Source organism: Streptomyces sp. WAC 06738 (assembly GCF_003945505.1).
GTDB lineage: Bacteria > Actinomycetota > Actinomycetes > Streptomycetales > Streptomycetaceae > Streptomyces.
Genome location: NZ_CP029618.1, coordinates 7,558,825 through 7,576,277, shown reverse-complemented (window position 1 = coordinate 7,576,277; position 17,453 = coordinate 7,558,825). Strand labels below are relative to the sequence as shown.

General features: G+C 75.0%; 13 protein-coding genes and 1 pseudogene. 5 read left to right on the top strand and 9 right to left on the bottom strand.

What is annotated here, in order from left to right:
• Positions 1-127 precede the first annotated feature (127 nt).
• The 3 genes from DMB38_RS32955 to DMB38_RS32945 all read right to left on the bottom strand — a co-directional run bounded on the left by DMB38_RS32955 (position 128) and on the right by DMB38_RS32945 (position 4,630).
• A complete protein-coding gene (locus DMB38_RS32955; RefSeq protein ID WP_047019156.1) occupies positions 128-532 on the bottom strand; it encodes a roadblock/LC7 domain-containing protein in 405 nt (134 codons plus the stop codon).
• Positions 532-3,051: a sensor histidine kinase gene (locus DMB38_RS32950; protein WP_240662596.1), complete on the bottom strand. Its 2,520-nt coding sequence runs from the start codon at positions 3,049-3,051 to the stop codon at positions 532-534. The genes DMB38_RS32955 and DMB38_RS32950 overlap by 1 nt, the downstream gene beginning before the upstream one ends.
• Positions 3,052-3,409: 358 nt before the next feature.
• Positions 3,410-4,630, bottom strand: coding sequence for an FAD-dependent monooxygenase (locus DMB38_RS32945; RefSeq protein WP_125938243.1), 1,221 nt, complete (start codon positions 4,628-4,630; stop codon positions 3,410-3,412).
• 258 nt (positions 4,631-4,888) lie between these two features.
• On the opposite strand from DMB38_RS32945, the gene DMB38_RS32940 reads away from it, so the two are divergent.
• Positions 4,889-6,727 (top strand): ABC transporter ATP-binding protein, encoded by a 1,839-nt coding sequence (locus DMB38_RS32940; protein ID WP_125938242.1) that lies wholly within the window; start codon positions 4,889-4,891, stop codon positions 6,725-6,727.
• Complete coding sequence (locus DMB38_RS32935) at positions 6,724-8,613, top strand: ABC transporter ATP-binding protein (protein WP_125938241.1); 1,890 nt, start codon at positions 6,724-6,726, stop codon at positions 8,611-8,613. The genes DMB38_RS32940 and DMB38_RS32935 overlap by 4 nt, the downstream gene beginning before the upstream one ends.
• 79 nt (positions 8,614-8,692) lie before the next feature.
• On the opposite strand, the gene DMB38_RS32930 is transcribed toward DMB38_RS32935, so the two are convergent.
• Positions 8,693-9,286, bottom strand: coding sequence for an NAD(P)H-dependent oxidoreductase (locus DMB38_RS32930; RefSeq protein ID WP_125938240.1), 594 nt, complete (start codon positions 9,284-9,286; stop codon positions 8,693-8,695).
• A 187-nt stretch (positions 9,287-9,473) separates the two neighbouring features.
• Between DMB38_RS32930 and sigJ the strand changes: the two genes are divergently transcribed.
• Entirely contained in the window at positions 9,474-10,415 is a 942-nt protein-coding gene (gene sigJ, locus DMB38_RS32925; protein WP_125938239.1) for an RNA polymerase sigma factor SigJ, read from the top strand.
• A gap of 46 nt (positions 10,416-10,461) precedes the next feature.
• On the opposite strand, the pseudogene DMB38_RS32920 reads toward sigJ, so the two are convergent.
• The 4 genes and pseudogenes from DMB38_RS32920 to DMB38_RS32905 form a co-directional block, all read right to left on the bottom strand.
• Positions 10,462-11,300 (bottom strand): annotated as a pseudogene (locus tag DMB38_RS32920) (ABC transporter permease).
• Complete coding sequence (locus DMB38_RS32915) at positions 11,297-12,169, bottom strand: ABC transporter ATP-binding protein (protein WP_125938238.1); 873 nt, start codon at positions 12,167-12,169, stop codon at positions 11,297-11,299. Before DMB38_RS32915 ends, DMB38_RS32920 begins: the two are co-directional and overlap by 4 nt.
• Entirely contained in the window at positions 12,166-12,627 is a 462-nt protein-coding gene (locus DMB38_RS32910; protein ID WP_125938237.1) for a Clp protease N-terminal domain-containing protein, read from the bottom strand. The genes DMB38_RS32915 and DMB38_RS32910 overlap by 4 nt, the downstream gene beginning before the upstream one ends.
• Complete coding sequence (locus DMB38_RS32905; protein ID WP_101420395.1) at positions 12,624-12,839, bottom strand: hypothetical protein; 216 nt, start codon at positions 12,837-12,839, stop codon at positions 12,624-12,626. The genes DMB38_RS32910 and DMB38_RS32905 overlap by 4 nt, the downstream gene beginning before the upstream one ends.
• Before the next feature lie 244 nt (positions 12,840-13,083).
• On the opposite strand from DMB38_RS32905, the gene DMB38_RS32900 reads away from it, so the two are divergent.
• The gene (locus tag DMB38_RS32900) at positions 13,084-14,892 is read left to right on the top strand and encodes a coagulation factor 5/8 type domain-containing protein (RefSeq protein WP_125938236.1); all 1,809 of its coding nucleotides are present in this window, start codon (positions 13,084-13,086) and stop codon (positions 14,890-14,892) included.
• Positions 14,893-14,973: 81 nt separating this feature from the next.
• Here the strand turns inward: DMB38_RS32900 and DMB38_RS32895 are convergent, their stop codons facing one another.
• Positions 14,974-16,026 (bottom strand): LacI family DNA-binding transcriptional regulator, encoded by a 1,053-nt coding sequence (locus DMB38_RS32895; RefSeq protein ID WP_125938235.1) that lies wholly within the window; start codon positions 16,024-16,026, stop codon positions 14,974-14,976.
• A gap of 290 nt (positions 16,027-16,316) precedes the next feature.
• On the opposite strand from DMB38_RS32895, the gene DMB38_RS32890 reads away from it, so the two are divergent.
• The gene (locus DMB38_RS32890; protein WP_240662595.1) at positions 16,317-17,435 is read left to right on the top strand and encodes a hypothetical protein; all 1,119 of its coding nucleotides are present in this window, start codon (positions 16,317-16,319) and stop codon (positions 17,433-17,435) included.
• Positions 17,436-17,453 lie beyond the last annotated feature (18 nt).

Genomic DNA, 17,453 nt, shown 5'->3' with positions numbered 1-17,453 from the left:
CTGGGGGGGTCGGTCCGGGGGGTGTCGGGGGTGGGGGCAGAAGAGGGGCGACGACAGGCAGACGAACGACGGAGCTTGCGACCGGGCGCGCGGGCGGGGTGAGGGGGTTCCCGCCCGTGCGGCGGCGTCAGGAAGCGGGCTGCGAGTCGCGCAGTTGCGGGCTGAGGGCGTCGCCCACCTGGTTGATCAGCTCGGACATCATGTAGCTGACCTCGCCGATGTCGGCGTCCCTGTTGGTGGTGACCAGGAGGGACGCACCGCTGGAGACCGCCATGGAGAACATGTAGCCGCCCTCCATGGCCGTCAGGCTGTGCTCGACGGGGTCGGCCTCGATCAACTGGGCAGCGCCGGAGAGCAGGTTGACGATGCCGGAGGCGATGGCTGCCAGCCGGTCCGCGTCGTCCTGGTCCACCCCGGTGAAGGCCAGGGCGAGGCCGTCCACGGAGACGGCGATGACCTGGGTGACCTCGGGGATACGACGGGCGAAGTCACTCAGCAGCCAGCTCAGGTCGGCGGTGGATGGGGTAGTCATCACGTGCTCCGTTGCGAGTCGTCGTCTTTTGCGGTCCGGGTACGGCCGCTGTTCCTGGCGGTACGGGCACGGCCTCCGTCGTCGTTACGGGGACGGCCGTCGCCGTTGCCGTCGCCACCGCTGCCGCCCGTACCTGCCGGGCGGCCGCGATCGGCGGCCCCTCCGGCTCCCTCACGGCGGCCGGTGCTCCTGCTGATGCCCTGGGTGTACGCGGCCAGTACGTCGGAGATCTGCCGGGAGTCCCGGCGCTTCGTGGGCGCCGCCTTCCGCTCGCTCCGGCCGCCCGGCTTGTTCTCCCCGTCGCGCTTGGGGAACCGCGGCCACTGGTCCGCCGGCTGGCGCATCCGCACGGGCAGCCCCGAGGGGCTGACGCCGGCGACGCGGTCGGCCGGATCGTAGTCCGGGCCGAACGGCAGGTTGCGCCGCGCGCCACCGTCTCCGGCCTCCGCCTCCCGGGCGCCCGGAGCGGCGCCGCCCGGAGCGGCGGCGCCCGGAGCGGCGGCGCCCGGGGTCCCGCCGCGCGGGGTGGTGCCGCCGGGGGCGGCACCACCCGCGCCCGCCGCGCCGCGCCGGGGCGCGGCGGCGGCGACGGGCTCGTCCATCGGCTTGCGCGGGCCAGGCACGGCGCGGTCGGGGGCGGCGAAGACGCTCGTCTCCCCCTCCGTCAGCGGCCGTTCGCCCTCCGCCATCGTCTCCTCCTCGACGGCCACGAGGACCGTCGGCGGGAGGGTGACCTCGGCGATGGTGCCGGGGCCCGCGGAGGAGCGCAGCTCGACCACGATGCCGTGCCGGTCGGCGAGCCGGGCCACGACGTGCAGACCCATGGACCGCACGGCGCCGACGCCGGTCTGCGGGTTGGCCAGCCGGGCGTTCAGCTCGTCGCGGCGCTCGGGGGTCATGCCGACGCCCTCGTCGACGATCTGCACCACGGCGCGGTCCCACAGCCGCCAGACCGCCACGCCCACCTGCTTGTCGGGGGGCGAGAAGCGGGTGGCGTTGTCGAGGAGTTCGGCGAGGATGTGCGCGAGGTCGTGCACCGCGCGGGCGGCGATGCCGATCCCCTGCTCCACGATCCCCATGGCGACGCGCTCGAACCGCTCGATCTGCTGGGCGGCGGCGACGACCACGGTCGCGCAGGGCGCGTCCGATTCGCGTACCCGGGCGTGTCCGTAACCGCCCATCACCAGCAGGTTGTTGGTGTTGCGCTCCATGCGGATGGCGAGGTGGTCGAGCGCGAAGAGGATCTTCATCCGCTCCGGGTCGGCCTCGTCGCGCTGAACCGCGTCCAGCTCGGACACCATGACGGAGGTGAGCTGCGCACCGCGGCGGGCGACGCCGACCAGCGTCTCCGCGAACTGCTCGTGCGCGTGCGCCTGCTGGGCCGCGAGCCGTACCGCCTCGTGGTGGACGGAGTTGAACGCCTCGCCGACCTCGCCGATCTCGTCCTCGCCGGTGGTCTCCACCGGGCTGCCGGAGCTGTCGGCGACCTGTTCCGGCGTGGCGCCGCCGAGCGCGCCCGGCTGGGAGAGGTCGCTGACGATCTGCGGCAGCCGTTCCGTGGCCACCGAGTGCGCCGCGTTGCGCAGGTCGCGCAGCCGGCGGATGATCACGCGGCCGACCCGGAGCGCGAAGAGCAGCACGCCGATGAGCGTCACCAGCACCACGACGATCTCGATGACCGCCCACCAGATGAGCGTGGACCGTTCCTCGGTGACGTCCGTGTGCACGGCCTCGTTGACGCGGCGCTCCACCGAGCGCAGCTCGGTCAGCCGGTTGGCCGTGGCCTCCCTCCACTCGACGGCGGAGATGCCGAGCTTCTCCCCGATCGGGGTGCGGCTCACCTGGTCCTGCATCCCCTGCGCGGGCAGGGTGCCCGGAGCCGAGAGCGCGTGTTCCAGCCACGCGCGCCACTCCTGCGGACCGAGGGCGACGAAGGAGCTCATCGTCTCGAAGAAGCCGATCTCGGTGGCGTCGAAGGTGCGCCGGGAGGCCGAGGTGAAGCCGCCGTTGTCCAACGCCCTGAGGACCACGACCTGTTGCTGCGCCGCGTGCTCCTCGGCGCGCGCGAACGACGCGGAGGCCCGGATCCGGTCGGCGATGTCGGCGTCGACGCCGTCGGCCTGGGCGATGCCGTCCCGGTAGTCGACGAGGTCGGCGATCGTGATCCGGTATCCGAACGCGAGCGCGGACAGCGTGCCGCTGCCCGAGCGCGCCTGGGCACGCAGCGAGGGCAGTTCGGCCAGCGAGCGGTCGATCCGCTGCACGGCGAGATCGGCGTTGTGCGGCAGGGACTCGAGCTTCCTGCGCTTCTCGGTGTACTCCGAGATACCTGCGTCCGTGGCGTCTGTCGCCTTGCGGAACGCGGTGGCGTCGCCCTGGGAGGCGACCAGCGCGGTTGCGGCGGCACGTTCGTCCTGCAACCGGGCGGTCAGCTCCGCGGCGGACTCGGCGGCATCCACCATCTGCGCCAGCCTGTTGGCCTGGAACGCCTGGGTGGTCGCCGGCGCGAGCGCTCGCACGGAAAAGGCGATGGCCACCACAAGGGGAACGGCGACCAGGAGGACGAGTCGACGGTTGATCCTCACTACGCAACCCCTACGTCGGGGTCATGACACAGTAAAGCTGACACGGGATTACCTTGCGATGGGGAGGGTGTGACATGTGGGGGTCGGTGCATCCATCGCTCCTGCTGAGGGTGGGCTGAGCGATGTGTCTGATGCTAAGTCGGAAGTATAAGTTACGGGCGAGTACAACATCAAAATATGCACGAGGGAGATGCAATCTCTACCTGTGACCAATCCGTTTCGATCAGGTTCCGTCTGAAATTTCAGAGATGGTACGACAGTTCGAACCGGGTCGCGATCAAGTCCGCACCCCTCAGCCGCGCTTGAGCGCGTGCCCGCCGAAGCCGCTGCTGCGGTCGGGGCCCTGGTTCTGCTCCTGCCACCAGGCGTCGAACTCCGGCTGCCCCATCTTCTGCCAGTCCGGGGTCTCTTCGACCTGGGCCCGGCCCAGCCGGCGGCCGAGGGCGACCATGGCGGCGCCGACGGGGGTGCGGTCCGCGTCGTACGCGGCGGCGATCTCCGGCCAGCCGCCCCCGGCGCGGCAGGCGGCCTCCAGCGCCGTGGCGTCCTGCAGCGCCTTGACGCTGCCGCCGCCGGTGTGCGGCCGTACGACCGTGGCGGCGTCGCCCGCGAGCAGCAGCCGGCCCACGGCGAGCCGCGGCACCTCCAGGTCGTAGATCGGCTGGATGAAGGAATCCTCGGGCGCGGTACGCAGCACGCACCGGCCCCAGTACGGCGGGAAGTGCTCGGCGACGAGGTCGCGCAGGTACGCGGTGAGCTTCGCGGCGACCCGGCCCGGGGGCAGCGAGGTCGGGGTACGCAGGTCGAGCAGCAGGTCGGGGTCGTCCGGCGGGACGGCGTAGAGCACCCAGTTCATCCGGAAGCCGCCGCCCGCGGCGGGGATGAGGTACATCATGCAGTGGCCGCCGGGGAAGACGACCACGCGCGCCTCGGCGCCGTCCGTCTCGGGGTCGCCCGCGACCGGGGCCGAGGTGCCGCGCCAGCCGAGGTAGCCGGCGTAGTCGGGGGCGAGCCCGGGGAACATCGCCTCGCGGACCACCGAGCGGTACCCGTCCGCGCCGATCACCGCGCCGAAGCGCTCCTGCCGCCCGTCGGCGAGCTTGAGGGTGACGCCGTCCGCGTCCTGCTCGACGGCGGTCACGGCCGCGCCCGTGTGGTACGTGACCGACTCGGGCACCCGGTTGCGCAGCTCGTGCCAGAGCGAGCCCCAGTTGTAGGAGCGGAACGGGAAGTACTGCTCGGCGAACCCGTGGCCCAGCTCGGCGTCTCCGTCGCGGATCGTCCACACCCGGCGGTTCAGCCCCGACCAGGGCATCGACGAGTCCACGTACCCCGCGGCCTCCAGCTCCGCGAACCGCGCGTCGTGCAGACCTATGCCCACGCCGCGGTCGCGCAGCTCGCCGCCGGCCCGCTCGAAGACGGTGACCCGCCCCGCACCCGCCCGCGCCACCGCCTGCGCCGTGGCGCACCCCGCGATGCTCCCGCCCACCACGGCGACGGAGTCCTCGTCCACCACGGTCTCCCCTCTGTTCCTCGGGCCGGCACCGCGACGCTCCGCGCCGGGCCGGCTCTCCCGCACGTCCGGGCAACAACCTTCCCCAACGCGATCACCGCGTCAAGAGATCGGCGGGGCCCCAACCACCCCTGCGTACGGCCGAGTCGGGAGCCCGGACCCGCTCGCGGACCCCCGGGATCCGGATCGCCCGAGGACTACTTAGGCTAGCCTTACCTACTCGGTTCCGAACGGGGAGAAGAAGAGGTGGGGTGGCGGGTGGCTGCGGAGAAACCGTCGGGGCGGGACGTGCTGAAGGGCGCGATCGCGGGACAGCGGCGCGGTGTCGCGATCGGCTCGGTGCTGGCGGTCGGGCACCAGCTCGGCGAGGCACTGGTGCCGGTGCTCATCGGCATGGTCATCGACGACGCGGTCGCCGGGGACGACGCGGGCGCGCTGGTGCGCTGGCTCCTCGTGCTCGTCGTGGTGTACGTCATGCTCGCGTTCAGCTTCCGCCTCGGGGTCAAGGCGGCCGAGCGGGCGGCGGAACTCGCCGCGCACCGGGTGCGGCTGGAGCTGGTGGGCCGGGTGCTCGACCCGCGCGGCGGCGCCGAGCGCGGCCGGCTGCCGGGCGCGGTGGCGAACATCGCCACCGACGACGCCAAGCGCGTCGGCTACATCGTCATGGTCGTGACCGTCGGCGTCTCGGGGCTCGCGGGCGCGGCGGTCAGCGCGGTGGCGCTGCTGCTCATCTCCGTACCCCTGGGACTGCTCGTGCTGGCGGGCACGCCCGTGCTGCTGTGGCTGGGGCATCTGCTGAGCAAGCCGCTGGAGCACCGCAGCGCGGCCGAGCAGGAGCAGGCGGCCACCGCGTCGGGCGTCGCCGCCGACCTGATCGCCGGGCTGCGGGTGCTCAAGGGCATCGGCGCGCGGGACGCGGCCGTCGAGCGCTACCGGGCCACCAGCCGCGACTCGCTGGCCGCCACGCTGCGCGCCGCGCGCGCCGAGGGCTGGCAGAACGGCGTCGTGCTCGCGCTCACCGGCGGCTTCATCGCGCTGGTGGCGCTGGTCGGCGGCCGGCTCGCGCTCAGCGGCGACATCACGCTGGGGCAGCTCGTCGCGGCCGTCGGGCTCGCGCAGTTCCTGCTGACGCCGCTGCAGGTGTTCGCCTACGTCAACGCCGAGTTCGCCCAGGCGCGGGCGTCGGCGGCGCGGGTCGCCGGGGTGCTGGCCGCGGCGCCCGCCGTGGTGCCCGGCGACCGGCGGCTCGCCGAGCCCGTCCGGGGCGAACTGCGGCTGCGCGGCGTGGAACTCGGGGCGCTCACGGAGGTGGACATGGCGGTCGCGGCCGGGGAGCTGGTCGGGGTCGCGACGACGGAACCGGCCGCGGCGGAGGCCCTGCTGCGGTGCCTGGGCCGGATCGAGGACCCGGCGGCGGGGGTGGTGGAGCTGGACGGGGTCCCGCTGACGGGGCTCGACCCGGCGGAGCTGCGGACGGCGGTCCTGGTGGCGGCGCACGACGCGGACCTCTTCGCGGGCACGGTGGGCGAGAACGTCGCGGCGGCGGGCGCGGGGCAGGGTACGGCCGCCGCGGGCAGCGGGCCCGCGGGCACCCCCGGTACCGGAGCCGGCGGCGCGGGCGGCGGCGCCGGCCGTACCGGACCCGCGGACGGCGGCAAGGAGCCTGCCGGGGCCGCCCGTTCCGGGCCCGAGCCGCCCGGCCGCGATCCCGGACCGGCGATGGCCGCCGCGGCGGCCGACGAGGTGTGCCGGGCGCTGCCCCGCGGCAGCGAGACCGAGGTCGGCGAGGCCGGGCGCGCGCTCTCCGGCGGGCAGCGGCAGCGCGTCGCCCTGGCCCGCGCGCTGCACGCCGGGCGGCCGGTGCTCGTCGTCCACGACCCGACCACCGCCGTGGACGTGGTCACCGAGGCCCGGATAGCCGAGGGGCTGCGCGACCACCGCGCCGGGATGACCACTCTGCTGGTCACCAACAGCCCCGCCCTGCTCGCGGTCGCCGACCGGGTCGTGTTCGTCGACGCCGGCCGGGTCGCCGCCGAAGGACCGCACGCGGACCTCGTACGCGACGAGTCGGCCTACCGGGCGGCGGTGCTCGCATGACCGCGGCGCCCGGCGCGTACGACGACGCGCACGACGGCCCCGACGGGGCCCGGGGCCGGCACGGCGGCGACGCCCGCGACCTGCTCCCCACCGCCACCCCCGCCCGCACCCGCGCCGCCGTGCGCGAACTGCTGCGCCCGCGCCGGGCGCTGGCGTGGACCGCGTTCGCGATGATGGCCGCGGCCACCGCCGTCGGGCTGCTCACCCAGCCGCTGCTGGGCCACATCGTCGACCTGGTCACCGACCGCCGCGAGGCCGGCGCGCTCACGCTGCCCGTGGTGCTGCTGGTCGCCGTGGCCGCCGGCCAGGGCGTGCTGACCGCGATCGGCCGGACGATGGTCTCCCGGCTCGGCGAGACCGTCCTCGCCGAGCTGCGCGAACGGTTCGTCGAGCGCGCGCTGCGGCTGCCGCTCGACCGGCTGGAGAAGGCCGGCTCCGGCGACCTGACCGCCCGCGTCACCCGCGACGTCTCCCGCGTCGCCGAGGCGGTCCGCGGCGCGCTGCCCCAACTCGCCTCCTCCGTCCTGGCCATCGTGCTCACGCTCGGCGCGCTGGCGGTCCTCGACTGGCGCTTCCTCCTCGCCGCGCTGCTCGCGGTGCCCGTGCAGGCGTACACGGCCCGCTGGTACGTCCGCCGCGCGGTGCCCCTCTACGCGCGCGAGCGCGTCGCCACCGGGGCGCAGCAGCAGCAGCTCCTCGACACCGTCAGCGGCGCGGCCACCGTACGCGCGCACCGGCTGGAGGCGCTGCACGCCGGGCGCGTGGACGCCCGCTCGCGTGCCGCGGTGGACCTCAGACTGCGCGGGGTGCGGCTGCTGATGGGCTTCTACAACCGGCTGCACGTGGCGGAGTACCTGGGGCTCTCCGCGGTGCTGGTGGCGGGGTACGTGCTGGTGCGCGACGGCTCCGCGTCGATCGGCACGGCGACGGCCGCCGCGCTCTACTTCCACTCGCTGTTCGGGCCCGTGAACGTGGCGCTCGTGCTCCTCGACGACGCGCAGGCGGCGACGGCGGGCCTTGCGCGGCTGGTCGGCGTCGTGGACGCGCGCGAGCAGGCGCCGGCCGGACGGACGGGGCCCGCGGAGGGCCCGCGGCCCGCGGTCGGGGTGTCGGTGAGCGGCGTCTCCCACGCGTACGAGCCGGGCCGTCCCGTGCTGCACGGTGTGGACCTGGAGCTGCGGCCGAAGGAGAAGGTGGCGCTGGTGGGTGCGAGCGGGGCGGGCAAGAGCACGCTGGCCAAGCTGCTCGCGGGCATTCACGTCCCGGCCGCCGGGAGCATCGACGTGGGCGGCGCGGCGCCGGACGAGTCGGGCCGTACGGTCGCACTGGTCACCCAGGAGGTGCACGTCTTCGCCGGCCGGCTCGCCGACGACCTGCGGCTGGCCCGGCCGGGCGCCGGCGACGGGGAACTGCGCGAGGCGCTGGCCCGGGTGGGCGCGCTGGGCTGGGCCGAGGCGCTGCCGGAGGGGCTCGACACGGTGGTGGGCGAGGGCGGTCACCGGCTGACGGCGGACCGGGCCCAGCAGCTCGCGCTGGCCCGGCTGGTGCTGGCCGACCCGCCGGTCGCGGTGCTCGACGAGGCCACCGCGGAGGCGGGCAGCCTCGGCGCCCGGCGGCTGGAGGAGGCGGCGGAGCGCGCGCTCGAAGGGCGTACGGCGCTGGTCGTCGCGCACCGGCTGAGCCAGGCCGCGGCGGCGGACCGGGTCGTGGTCATGGAGGAGGGCCGGGTCGCGGAGAGCGGGACGCACGACGAACTGCGGGCCGCGGACGGGCCGTACGCGGCGCTGTGGCGGGCGTGGTCGGCGGGGCGCGCGGCGGACGCGGAGCAGGATGCGGAGCGGGTCGCGGAGCGGCAGGCGGGCGGCACCGGGCGCTCCGGGCCGTAGCGGATCGTGCGGATCACGCCTGCCCGTCGGCAGGGGTACGGGTACGGGCGCCGGCCCCCGGCCCGTACCGCCGCGGCCCTCAGACGGGGTGCGGGCGGCTGGCGCCGAGCGCGGCGGCGGTCGTGACGGCGCGCCACGCCTGGTAGCGGGCCGCCTCCAGCGCCACGTCGCCGGGCGGCCCCTCCCCCGAGCCGTCCGGGACGGGCTCCGGGCTGCCGGGCGGCACGATGATGCCGCCCCAGTGGAAGAAGACGTTGGCGAGGGTGAGGAGGCCGGCGCCCTGCCCGCCGTGGGCGGTGTCGACGGCCGTGAAGGCGGAGTACACCTTGTCCGCGAGCCCGCCCGCGGACGACAGCGGTCCCGTGGTGTCGATGAACGCCTTCACCTGGGCGGACATGTTCCCGAGCCGCGTCGGGGTGCCGAAGAGCACCACGTCGGCCCAGTCCAGGTCGTCGACGGCGGCCTCGGGCACGTCCGCGGTCTCGCCGCGGTGCCGTGCCCACTCGGGTCTCGCCGCTATCGACCCCTCCCCCGCCGTCTCCGGCACGCGGCGCAGCCGCACCTCCGCACCCGCCTTCTCCGCGCCCTCCACCGCGGCGAGCGCGAGGGTGTGCACGGTGCCCGTGGCGCTGTAGTAGATGACGGCCGCCTTGACGGGGCTCTCGGATTCCATGGGGGGCCTCCCACTCCGCGGTCCGGCTCGGGGATGGTTCACGATGGGGCACGCGCCTCGCCGGCGCGAGCCCTGTGACTAAGACGGACCGGCCGCCCCAAGTGTGAGACCGCGGCCGGCCTCACAGCCGGGCGGCCCGTTTCGTCCTAGGGGGAGACCTGTCACGCGACCGAGGGGCACTCGCACCATGACCACACCGTCCGCGCAGCAGCCCGGCCGCCTCGACCCGGGGCCCGCCGGGATCGCGAGCGAGCGGCGGCGGCTGACGAACCTCGCCTACCGGCTGCTCGGCTCCCTGGCCGACGCCGAGGACGTGGTGCAGGAGACGTACGCCCGCTGGTACGCGATGCCCGCGGAGCGGCGGGCCGCCGTCGTCTCCCCGGGGGGCTGGCTGACGAAGGTCGCGGGACGCGTCTGCCTGGACCTGCTCGGGTCCGCGCGGGTCCGGCGGGAGCGGTACGTGGGCGAGTGGCTGCCGGAGCCGCTGCCGGACCGGGCGGAGCTGGTGGGCGGCCGGGTGGGCGGGGCGGACGCGGACGCGGTGGATCCGGCGGACCTCGTGACGATGGACGAGTCGGTGCACATGGCGTTCCTCGTGGTGCTGGAGTCGATGACCCCGGCGGAGCGGGTGGCGTTCGTGCTGCACGACGTGTTCCGCTATCCGTTCCCGGAGGTGGCCGGGATCGTCGGCCGGTCGCCCGCGGCATGCCGGCAGTTGGCGTCGTCGGCCCGCCGCCGGATCCGTACGGCGCGGCGGCCCGCGGCGGCGGAGCACCACGCCTCGCTGGTACGGGAGTTCCGGCGGGCCTGGGCGGCCAAGGACATCGGCGCCCTGGTCGGGCTCCTGGACCCGGCCGCGACCTCCACCCCGGACAGCGGCGGGCTGGTGCCGGCGGTGCTGCGGCCCGTCGTCGGGAGCGAGGCGATCGCGCGGGGGCTGGCGGAGGTACGGGAGCAGCAGCCGGGCGTCGAGCTGCTGGAGCGTACGGTCAACGGGCAGCCCGGGTTGGTGGCACGGCTGGACGGGGTCACGGTGTCGGTGCTCGCGTTCGACGTGGCGGACGGGCGGATCACGCGCATCTGGGCGATGCGCAACCCGGAGAAGCTCCGCGCCTGGACGGCGGCCTGACCCCGCCGGTACGGGCCGGGGCGCGGCCCGTACCGGCGCTCAGCGCTCAGCGCACCCGCTGCAGCGCGCGCTCGCGGCGGGCGGCCACCTTCGAACCGGACTCCCGGCGCGCCATCCGGCGCAGCACCACCGGCGCCACCGCCAGGCCCAGCACCGCCCAGGCGCCGAGCACGCCCACCGTCTCGGCCTGCCGCCAGGAGTCGCCGAGTTCCACCGCCACCGCCGCGTCGGGCAGCATCGCGGCGCGCATGCCGAGCCCGAGCCAGTAGAGCGGGAAGACCTGCGCGGTCCACTGCAGCCACTCGGGCAGCGCGGTGATCGGGTAGAAGATGCCGGAGATCCCGATCAGCGCGAGCACCGGGAGCTGGATCAGGCCCTGCGCGCGGGCGTCGCCGAACACCGAGCCCAGCACGGCCCCGGCGGGCAGCGTCGCCACCATGCCGAGCGCGACGATCCCCGCCAGGTGGAGCCAGGCGCCCCCGTCGAGGTGCAGGCCGTCGACGAGGAAGAGCGCGGGGACGAGGAAGAGCGCGAGGTCGGCGAGGAGGCCGCCGGCGACGGAGACGACCTTGCCGACGAGGTAGCCGCCCATGCCGTGGGGGTGGCCTTGGCGCGCAGCAGGGTGCCGTCCTCCCGCTCGGCGGTGAGCAGTTGGCTCATGGTGACCATGCCGAAGGACACGTTCATGCCGAGGATTCCGGGGAGGGTCAGGGCACCGAGCATGAAGCCGGTGGAGCCGAACTCCCGCCCGCGCAGGAACCACAGCACGCCCAGCATCAGCAGCGGCCAGAAGAGGTGGCTGAAGAGCTCGGCACCGTTGGTGAAGGACTGGCGCAGCTCGATGGCGCCGCGCCGCAGCCCGGCGCGCAGCACGCAGGCGTTCACCGGGCGCCGCCTTCCGCCGCCTGTACGAGGGCGAGGTAGGTCTGCTCCAGCGACGCGCGCCGGACCTCCAGTTCGGCGATCTCCTCGCCGTGCCGCTCGAAGAGCCCGCGGACGAAGGCGGTGGAGTCGTCGGTGGCGTGGACACGGGGCCGGCCGCGGTGGCGCCAGCGGACGCGGTCGGCGCCCGCGATGCGGCGGGCGAGCTCCGCGGGGGTGCCGTCGGCGAGGACGCGGCCGGCGTCGAGGATGACGATGCGGTCGGCGAGGACTTCGGCCTCGTGCAGGTCGTGCGTGGTGACCAGGACGGTGGTGCCGGCGGCGCGCAGGTCCCGTACGAGACGGTGGAAGCCGCGCCGGGCCCCGGGGTCGAAGCCGGTCGTGGGCTCGTCGAGGAAGAGCAGGTCGGGGCGGCCGACGATGCCGATGGCGACGTCCAGGCGGCGGCGCTGGCCGCCGGAGAGGGTACGGATCTTCTGCTCGCCCCGGCCGCCGAGGCCGACGGCGTCGGCGAGTTCGCCGGGGTCCCAGGGGGTGCGGCCGGCGCAGGCGTAGTACGAGGCGAGGTGGGCGAGCAGTTCGCGGACGCGCCACTTGCCGTGATCGCGCCAGGACTGCAGCACGACGCCGACGCGGGCGCGCCACCGCTCGTCGCCGTGCGCGGGGTCGGTGCCCAGGACGGCGACCTCGCCGGCGGAGCGGGTCCTGAAGCCTTCCAGGATCTCGATCGTGGTGGTCTTGCCGGCGCCGTTGGGCCCGAGGAGGGCGACCGTCTCGCCGTGCCGGACGTGCAGGTCCACGCCGTGCAGGACGTCCGCGGCGCCGTAGCGCATGCGCAGGCCCTCGACCGCGACGGCCGCGGCGGCGCTCACAGCGCCTCCCGTACGCGCGCCGCGAGGGCGGCCCGGTCGACGCCCGCCAGGTCCAGCGCGCGGGGCACGGTGCCGACCTCGGCCTGGAGGAGGGCGTCCAGCACGTGCAGCGGCGTGAGGTCCTTCTTGCGGTGGGCGCCGGCCATCCGGTCGAGGACGAGCTTGAGCGAGGCGCCGAACTGCGGCCGGCGGCCGGGGTCGGGGGTGGCGCGCAGGTCGAACGCGCCGGGCGCGACGCCCGCGGCGCCGAGGCTGTGCGCGAACTCCCGGTCGAGCGCGGCCTTCAGCTCCGCGCGGCCGAGACCGGCGGCGGCCAGGACGCGCTGCGGCTCGGTGCCGTCCTGGGCGGCGACCGCGAGCAGCACGTGCCGCGCCTCCATGGCCTCGGAGCCGTCCTCGCGAGCCTCGGCCTCGGCGGTCAGGAGCACCGCCTGCAGATACCTGTCGAACGTGCTCATCCCCGCCTCCTCAGCGTCACGCCGGCGGCGATGAGCCGCTTGGCGTGCTTCTTGTGCACCGCCTGGCGCGTGACGCCGAGCGCCTCGGCGACCTGCGGCCAGCTCCAGCCGGTGCGCATCGCCCGCTCCACGGCGGCGTCCTCCAGCCGGTCGGCGAGGCGGCGCAGGGCCGCGACCGCCGCCAGCGCGTCTGCCGGATCGTCGTCTGCCATACAGGCAACCTAAGTTGACTAACGGCAGATAGTCAACCCGGGTTGCTTAGCATCGGGGAAAGCGGGCCCGCCTGTGCACACTCCTTGAACTCACCACGCCGCCACGGCCGTTGTGTGCGCATCCCCTTGACGGCGCGCCCCCGCGGGCGTAAACCGAATCAGGCACGAGAGAGCGCTCTCTCCCGCTTGAGCGTTCATTCCTTGAAGCCTGATCGAAGAGCCGACGACTCAGGAGACGTGACCCATGCGCGTACCCCCCACCGGTGACTCGCCCGCTCCGCCCGCCAGATCCGGCCCGTCCCGCCGCACCCTGCTCGCCGCCGCCGCGGCGGCGGCGGCCGCGGTGCCGGTCACGGGCGCGGCGGTCTCCCAGGCGACCGCGGCGCCGCGGCGGTCCGCGGCCCGGCCGCTCGCCGACCCGGACCTCGGGCCCAACGTGATCTTCTTCGACCCGTCCTCGCCCGACATCCAGGGGCGGCTGGACCAGATCTTCCGGCAGCAGGAGTCGGCGCAGTTCGGCACCGGCCGCTACGCGCTGCTCTTCAAGCCCGGCACGTACAACGGCCTCAACGCCCAGCTCGGCTTCTACACCTCGATCATCGGCCTGGGCCTCTCCCCCGACGACACGCACATCAACGGGGACGTGACCGTGGACGCCGGCTGGTTCCAGGGCAACGCCACCCAGAACTTCTGGCGCTCCGCGGAGAACCTGTCGCTCAGCCCCGTCAACGGCACCAACCGCTTCGCCGTCTCCCAGGCCGCCCCGTTCCGCCGCATGCACGTGCGCGGCAACCTCAACCTCGCGCCCGACGGCTACGGCTGGGCCAGCGGCGGCTACATCGCCGACAGCCGCATCGACGGCACCGTGCAGCCGTACTCGCAGCAGCAGTGGTACACCCGGGACAGCAGCATCGGCGGCTGGCTCAACGCCGTGTGGAACATGGTCTTCTCCGGCGTCGAGGGCGCCCCGGCGCAGTCCTTCCCCGACCCGCCGTACACCACCCTGGACACCACGCCGATCTCCCGCGAGAAGCCGTTCCTCTACGTCGACGGCGACGGGTACCGCGTCTTCCTCCCCGCGCTGCGCCGCAACGCCCGCGGCACCACCTGGGGCGGCGGCAGCCCGCAGGGACAGTCACTGCCGCTGTCCGACTTCCACATCGTCAAGCAGGGCGCCACCGCCGCGAGCATCAACGCGGCCCTGCGGGAGGGCAAGCACCTGCTGCTCACCCCCGGCATCTACCACGTCGACGCACCGATCGCGATCGACCGGGCGAACACCGTGGTGCTCGGCATCGGCTACCCCACGATCATCCCGGACGGCGGGGTGCGCGCCATGACCGTCGCCGACGTCGACGGCGTACGCCTCGCCGGCTTCCTGCTGGACGCCGGGCCGCAGAACTCCGACGTGCTGCTCCAGGTCGGCCCGGACGGCTCGGCCGCGGACCACGCGAACAACCCGACGACGCTCCAGGACGTGTTCATCCGCATCGGCGGGGCGGGCCCCGGCAAGGCGACCACCAGCATGGTGATCAACAGCCGGCACGTGGTCGTGGACCACACCTGGGTGTGGCGCGCCGACCACGGCGACGGCGTCGGCTGGGAGACCAACCGGTGCGACTACGGCGTCGTGGTGAACGGCGACGACGTGCTGGCCACCGGGCTCTTCGTGGAGCACTTCAACAAGTACGACGTGCAGTGGAACGGCGAGCGCGGCCGGACGATCTTCTTCCAGAACGAGAAGGCGTACGACGCGCCGAACCAGGCCGCCATCCAGAACGGCAGCCTGCGCGGCTACGCCGCGTACAAGGTCGCCGACGACGTGGGCCAGCACGAGGGCTGGGGCATGGGCAGTTACTGCTACTACAACGTCGCCCCGAGCATCGTGCAGGAGCACGGCTTCGCCACGCCGACGGGCTCCGGGATCAAGTTCCACCACATCATGGTCGTCTCGCTCGGCGGTCAGGGGCAGTACGCCCACGTGATCAACGACCACGGCGCACCGACCTCGGGTACGTCGACGATCCCCTCCAAGGTCGTCTCCTACCCCTGAGCCGCACCGGCGGGTGCGCGGGCCCCGCCCCCGGTCATGCGGACGCCGGGGGCGGGGCCGGGGGGTCCGCGGGCGCGGGCCTCAGGAGGACTCCCGTACGACGAGCGTGGGGCGGAAGACCACCGAGGGCGGCGCGGCGGCGGGCTCCCTGATCTGCCGCAGCAGCAGCCGCGCCATCTCGCACGCCATGTCCTCCACCGGCTGCCGCACGGTCGTCAGGGCCGGCTCCGACGCCTCCGCGGCCTCGCTGTCGTCGAACCCGACCACGCCCACGTCCTCCGGCACCCGGCGCCCGGCGCGCAGCAGCACCGGCACCACGCCCAGCGCCATCAGGTCGGAGGCGACGAACACCCCGTCCACGCCGGGGTGTTCCGCCAGCAGCCGGCGCATCGCCTCGGCGCCGCCCGCCCGGGTGAAGTCGCCCTCCGCCCACGGCAGTCCGGCCACGCCCAGCGCGGCGAGCGCGTCGCGGAACCCCTCCAGGCGCTCCTGCGCGGCCGGCATGTCCTGCGGGCCCGCCACCGTGCAGATCAGCCGGCGCCCCTGGGCGACCAGGCGCTCCGCGGCCAGCCTGGCGCCCGCGCGCTGGTCCACCTCCACGTACGGCAGCACCGCCGCCCGGTTCGGGCGGCCGGCCAGCACGGTGGGCAGCGCCGTCTCCGAGAGCATCCGGGGCAGCGGGTCGTCGGGGTGCGAGGAGATGAGGACGACGCCGTCGACGTGTCCCTGGCGCAGGTACGCGAGCACCTGCCGCCGCGACGCGTCGTCGTCGGCGACCATCAGCACGGTCTGCATCCCGGCCGGGCGCAGCACCTGGAGCAGCCCGCTGAGGACGCGGCCGAAGTGCGGGTCGGTGAACATCCGGCCGATGAACGGCGTGGCGACGTGGCGCTGTTCGCGCTCGGAGACCACCAGCGCGACGGAGTCGGTGCGCCGGGTGACCAGGGAGCGGGCGGCCCGGTTCGGCGCGTAGCTGGTGGCGGTGATCGCCTCCTCCACCTTGCGGCGCAGCGCGGCGTCGACGGTGGGCGAGCCGTTGATGACCCGCGAGGCCGTCGCCCGGGACACCCCCGCCACCCGGGCCACGTCCTCCAGGGTGGCGGGGCGGCCGGGCGGCCGGGGTTCTGTTGCCATGCAGCCTTTATACCGTCCGGCGGACGGCGGTGAGAGAGCGCTCTCTCCCGCGCCCGGGACCGTACGCCGCCGAAATGTGACGCGTCCGACACCGCGGGCGGCGCCCGCCCGCGGCGGCGGCGCGGTGCTCCCCGGGACGCCACCGCGCGGCTCTGCCACGGGACTTGCGCGAGCGCGCCGACGACGCCACGCTACCCGCCTGCGACCCGGCCCGGGCACCGGTTCCGGGTCGCGGATGCAGCATCATGGGGTGAAGTGCGTAGCCGAGACGACAGGGCACGATGGGCGAGATGATGCAACCCGGCGATTTCATGATGGCCACGAGGAGCCGCGGCTACTCGCCGCAGCAGGTCGACCGCGTCGTCGGCGACCTGCTCGCCGAGCGGGAGGCGGCCGTACGTCACGCCAGAGACCTGGAAGCGCGGGTGGAGGCGAGCGGGCGGCATCTGGCACAGCTCCTCGAACAGGCCGCCGCGCTGGGCCCGCAGACGTACGAGTCGCTGGGTGAGACCGCCCGCAAGCTCTTCCTGGACGCCAAGGCCGAGGCGGACCGGGTGCTCGCCCGGGCCGCGGAGGAGTGCCGGGAGCTGAAGGAGGCCGCCCGCGCCGCCGCGACCGAGCGCGCCAAGGAGTCGGAGCGGCACGCCGAGCGCATACGGGCCGACGCCGAGCAGCGGGCGCGCCAGCGGATCAAGCAGGCGCACGAGACCGCGGGGCAGATCGTCGCCGACGCGCAGCGGCAGGCGGACGCCACCCGCGAGGACGCCCGGCAGCGCGCGCAACAGGTGACGCTGGAGGCCGCCGCGCACATCGGCGCGCAGCAGGCGGCGCAGGCCGAGCGCGAAGGCAAGCTGGCCGGCGAGACGGGCTCGCGGCTGCAGGAACTGGAGGACGCCCTGGGGGCGGCGGAGCGGCAGGCCGAGGCGGTGCGCTCGGAGTATCTGCGGCGGCGCGACGGCAACGCGAAGTACGCGACCGGGCTGCTGCGCGAGGCGGAGCTGGAGGCGGCGGACCTGCGCGACCGGGCCTGGCAGGCCGCGGAGCGGATCGAGATCCGGGCGGCGGTGGAGCAGGAACGCTACGCCAAGCGGATCGAGGAGGCGCGGACGCGGCTCGCGGAGGCGCAGCAGTCGGTGGTCGCCATCGCCGACCCGGCCGGACGGCGCCTGGGCCGGCCCCAGGACCGGCAGCCCCAGGACCGGGAGCCGCAGGACCACCGGCCGCAGGACCGGGAGCCTCAGGACCGGCAGCCGCAACAGGCCGCGCAGGCACGGCAGTCCGCGCCCGGCCAGGAGGCCCGGGAGCCGCAGCCGCCCGCGCAGGCGGTCCCGCAGCAGCCGCAGCACCGGCCCCCGCCCGTGCCGCCGCAGCCGGCGCAGCAGCCCGCGACCGGGCAGCCGGGGCAGTAGCGCTCCCGCCGCCCGGCC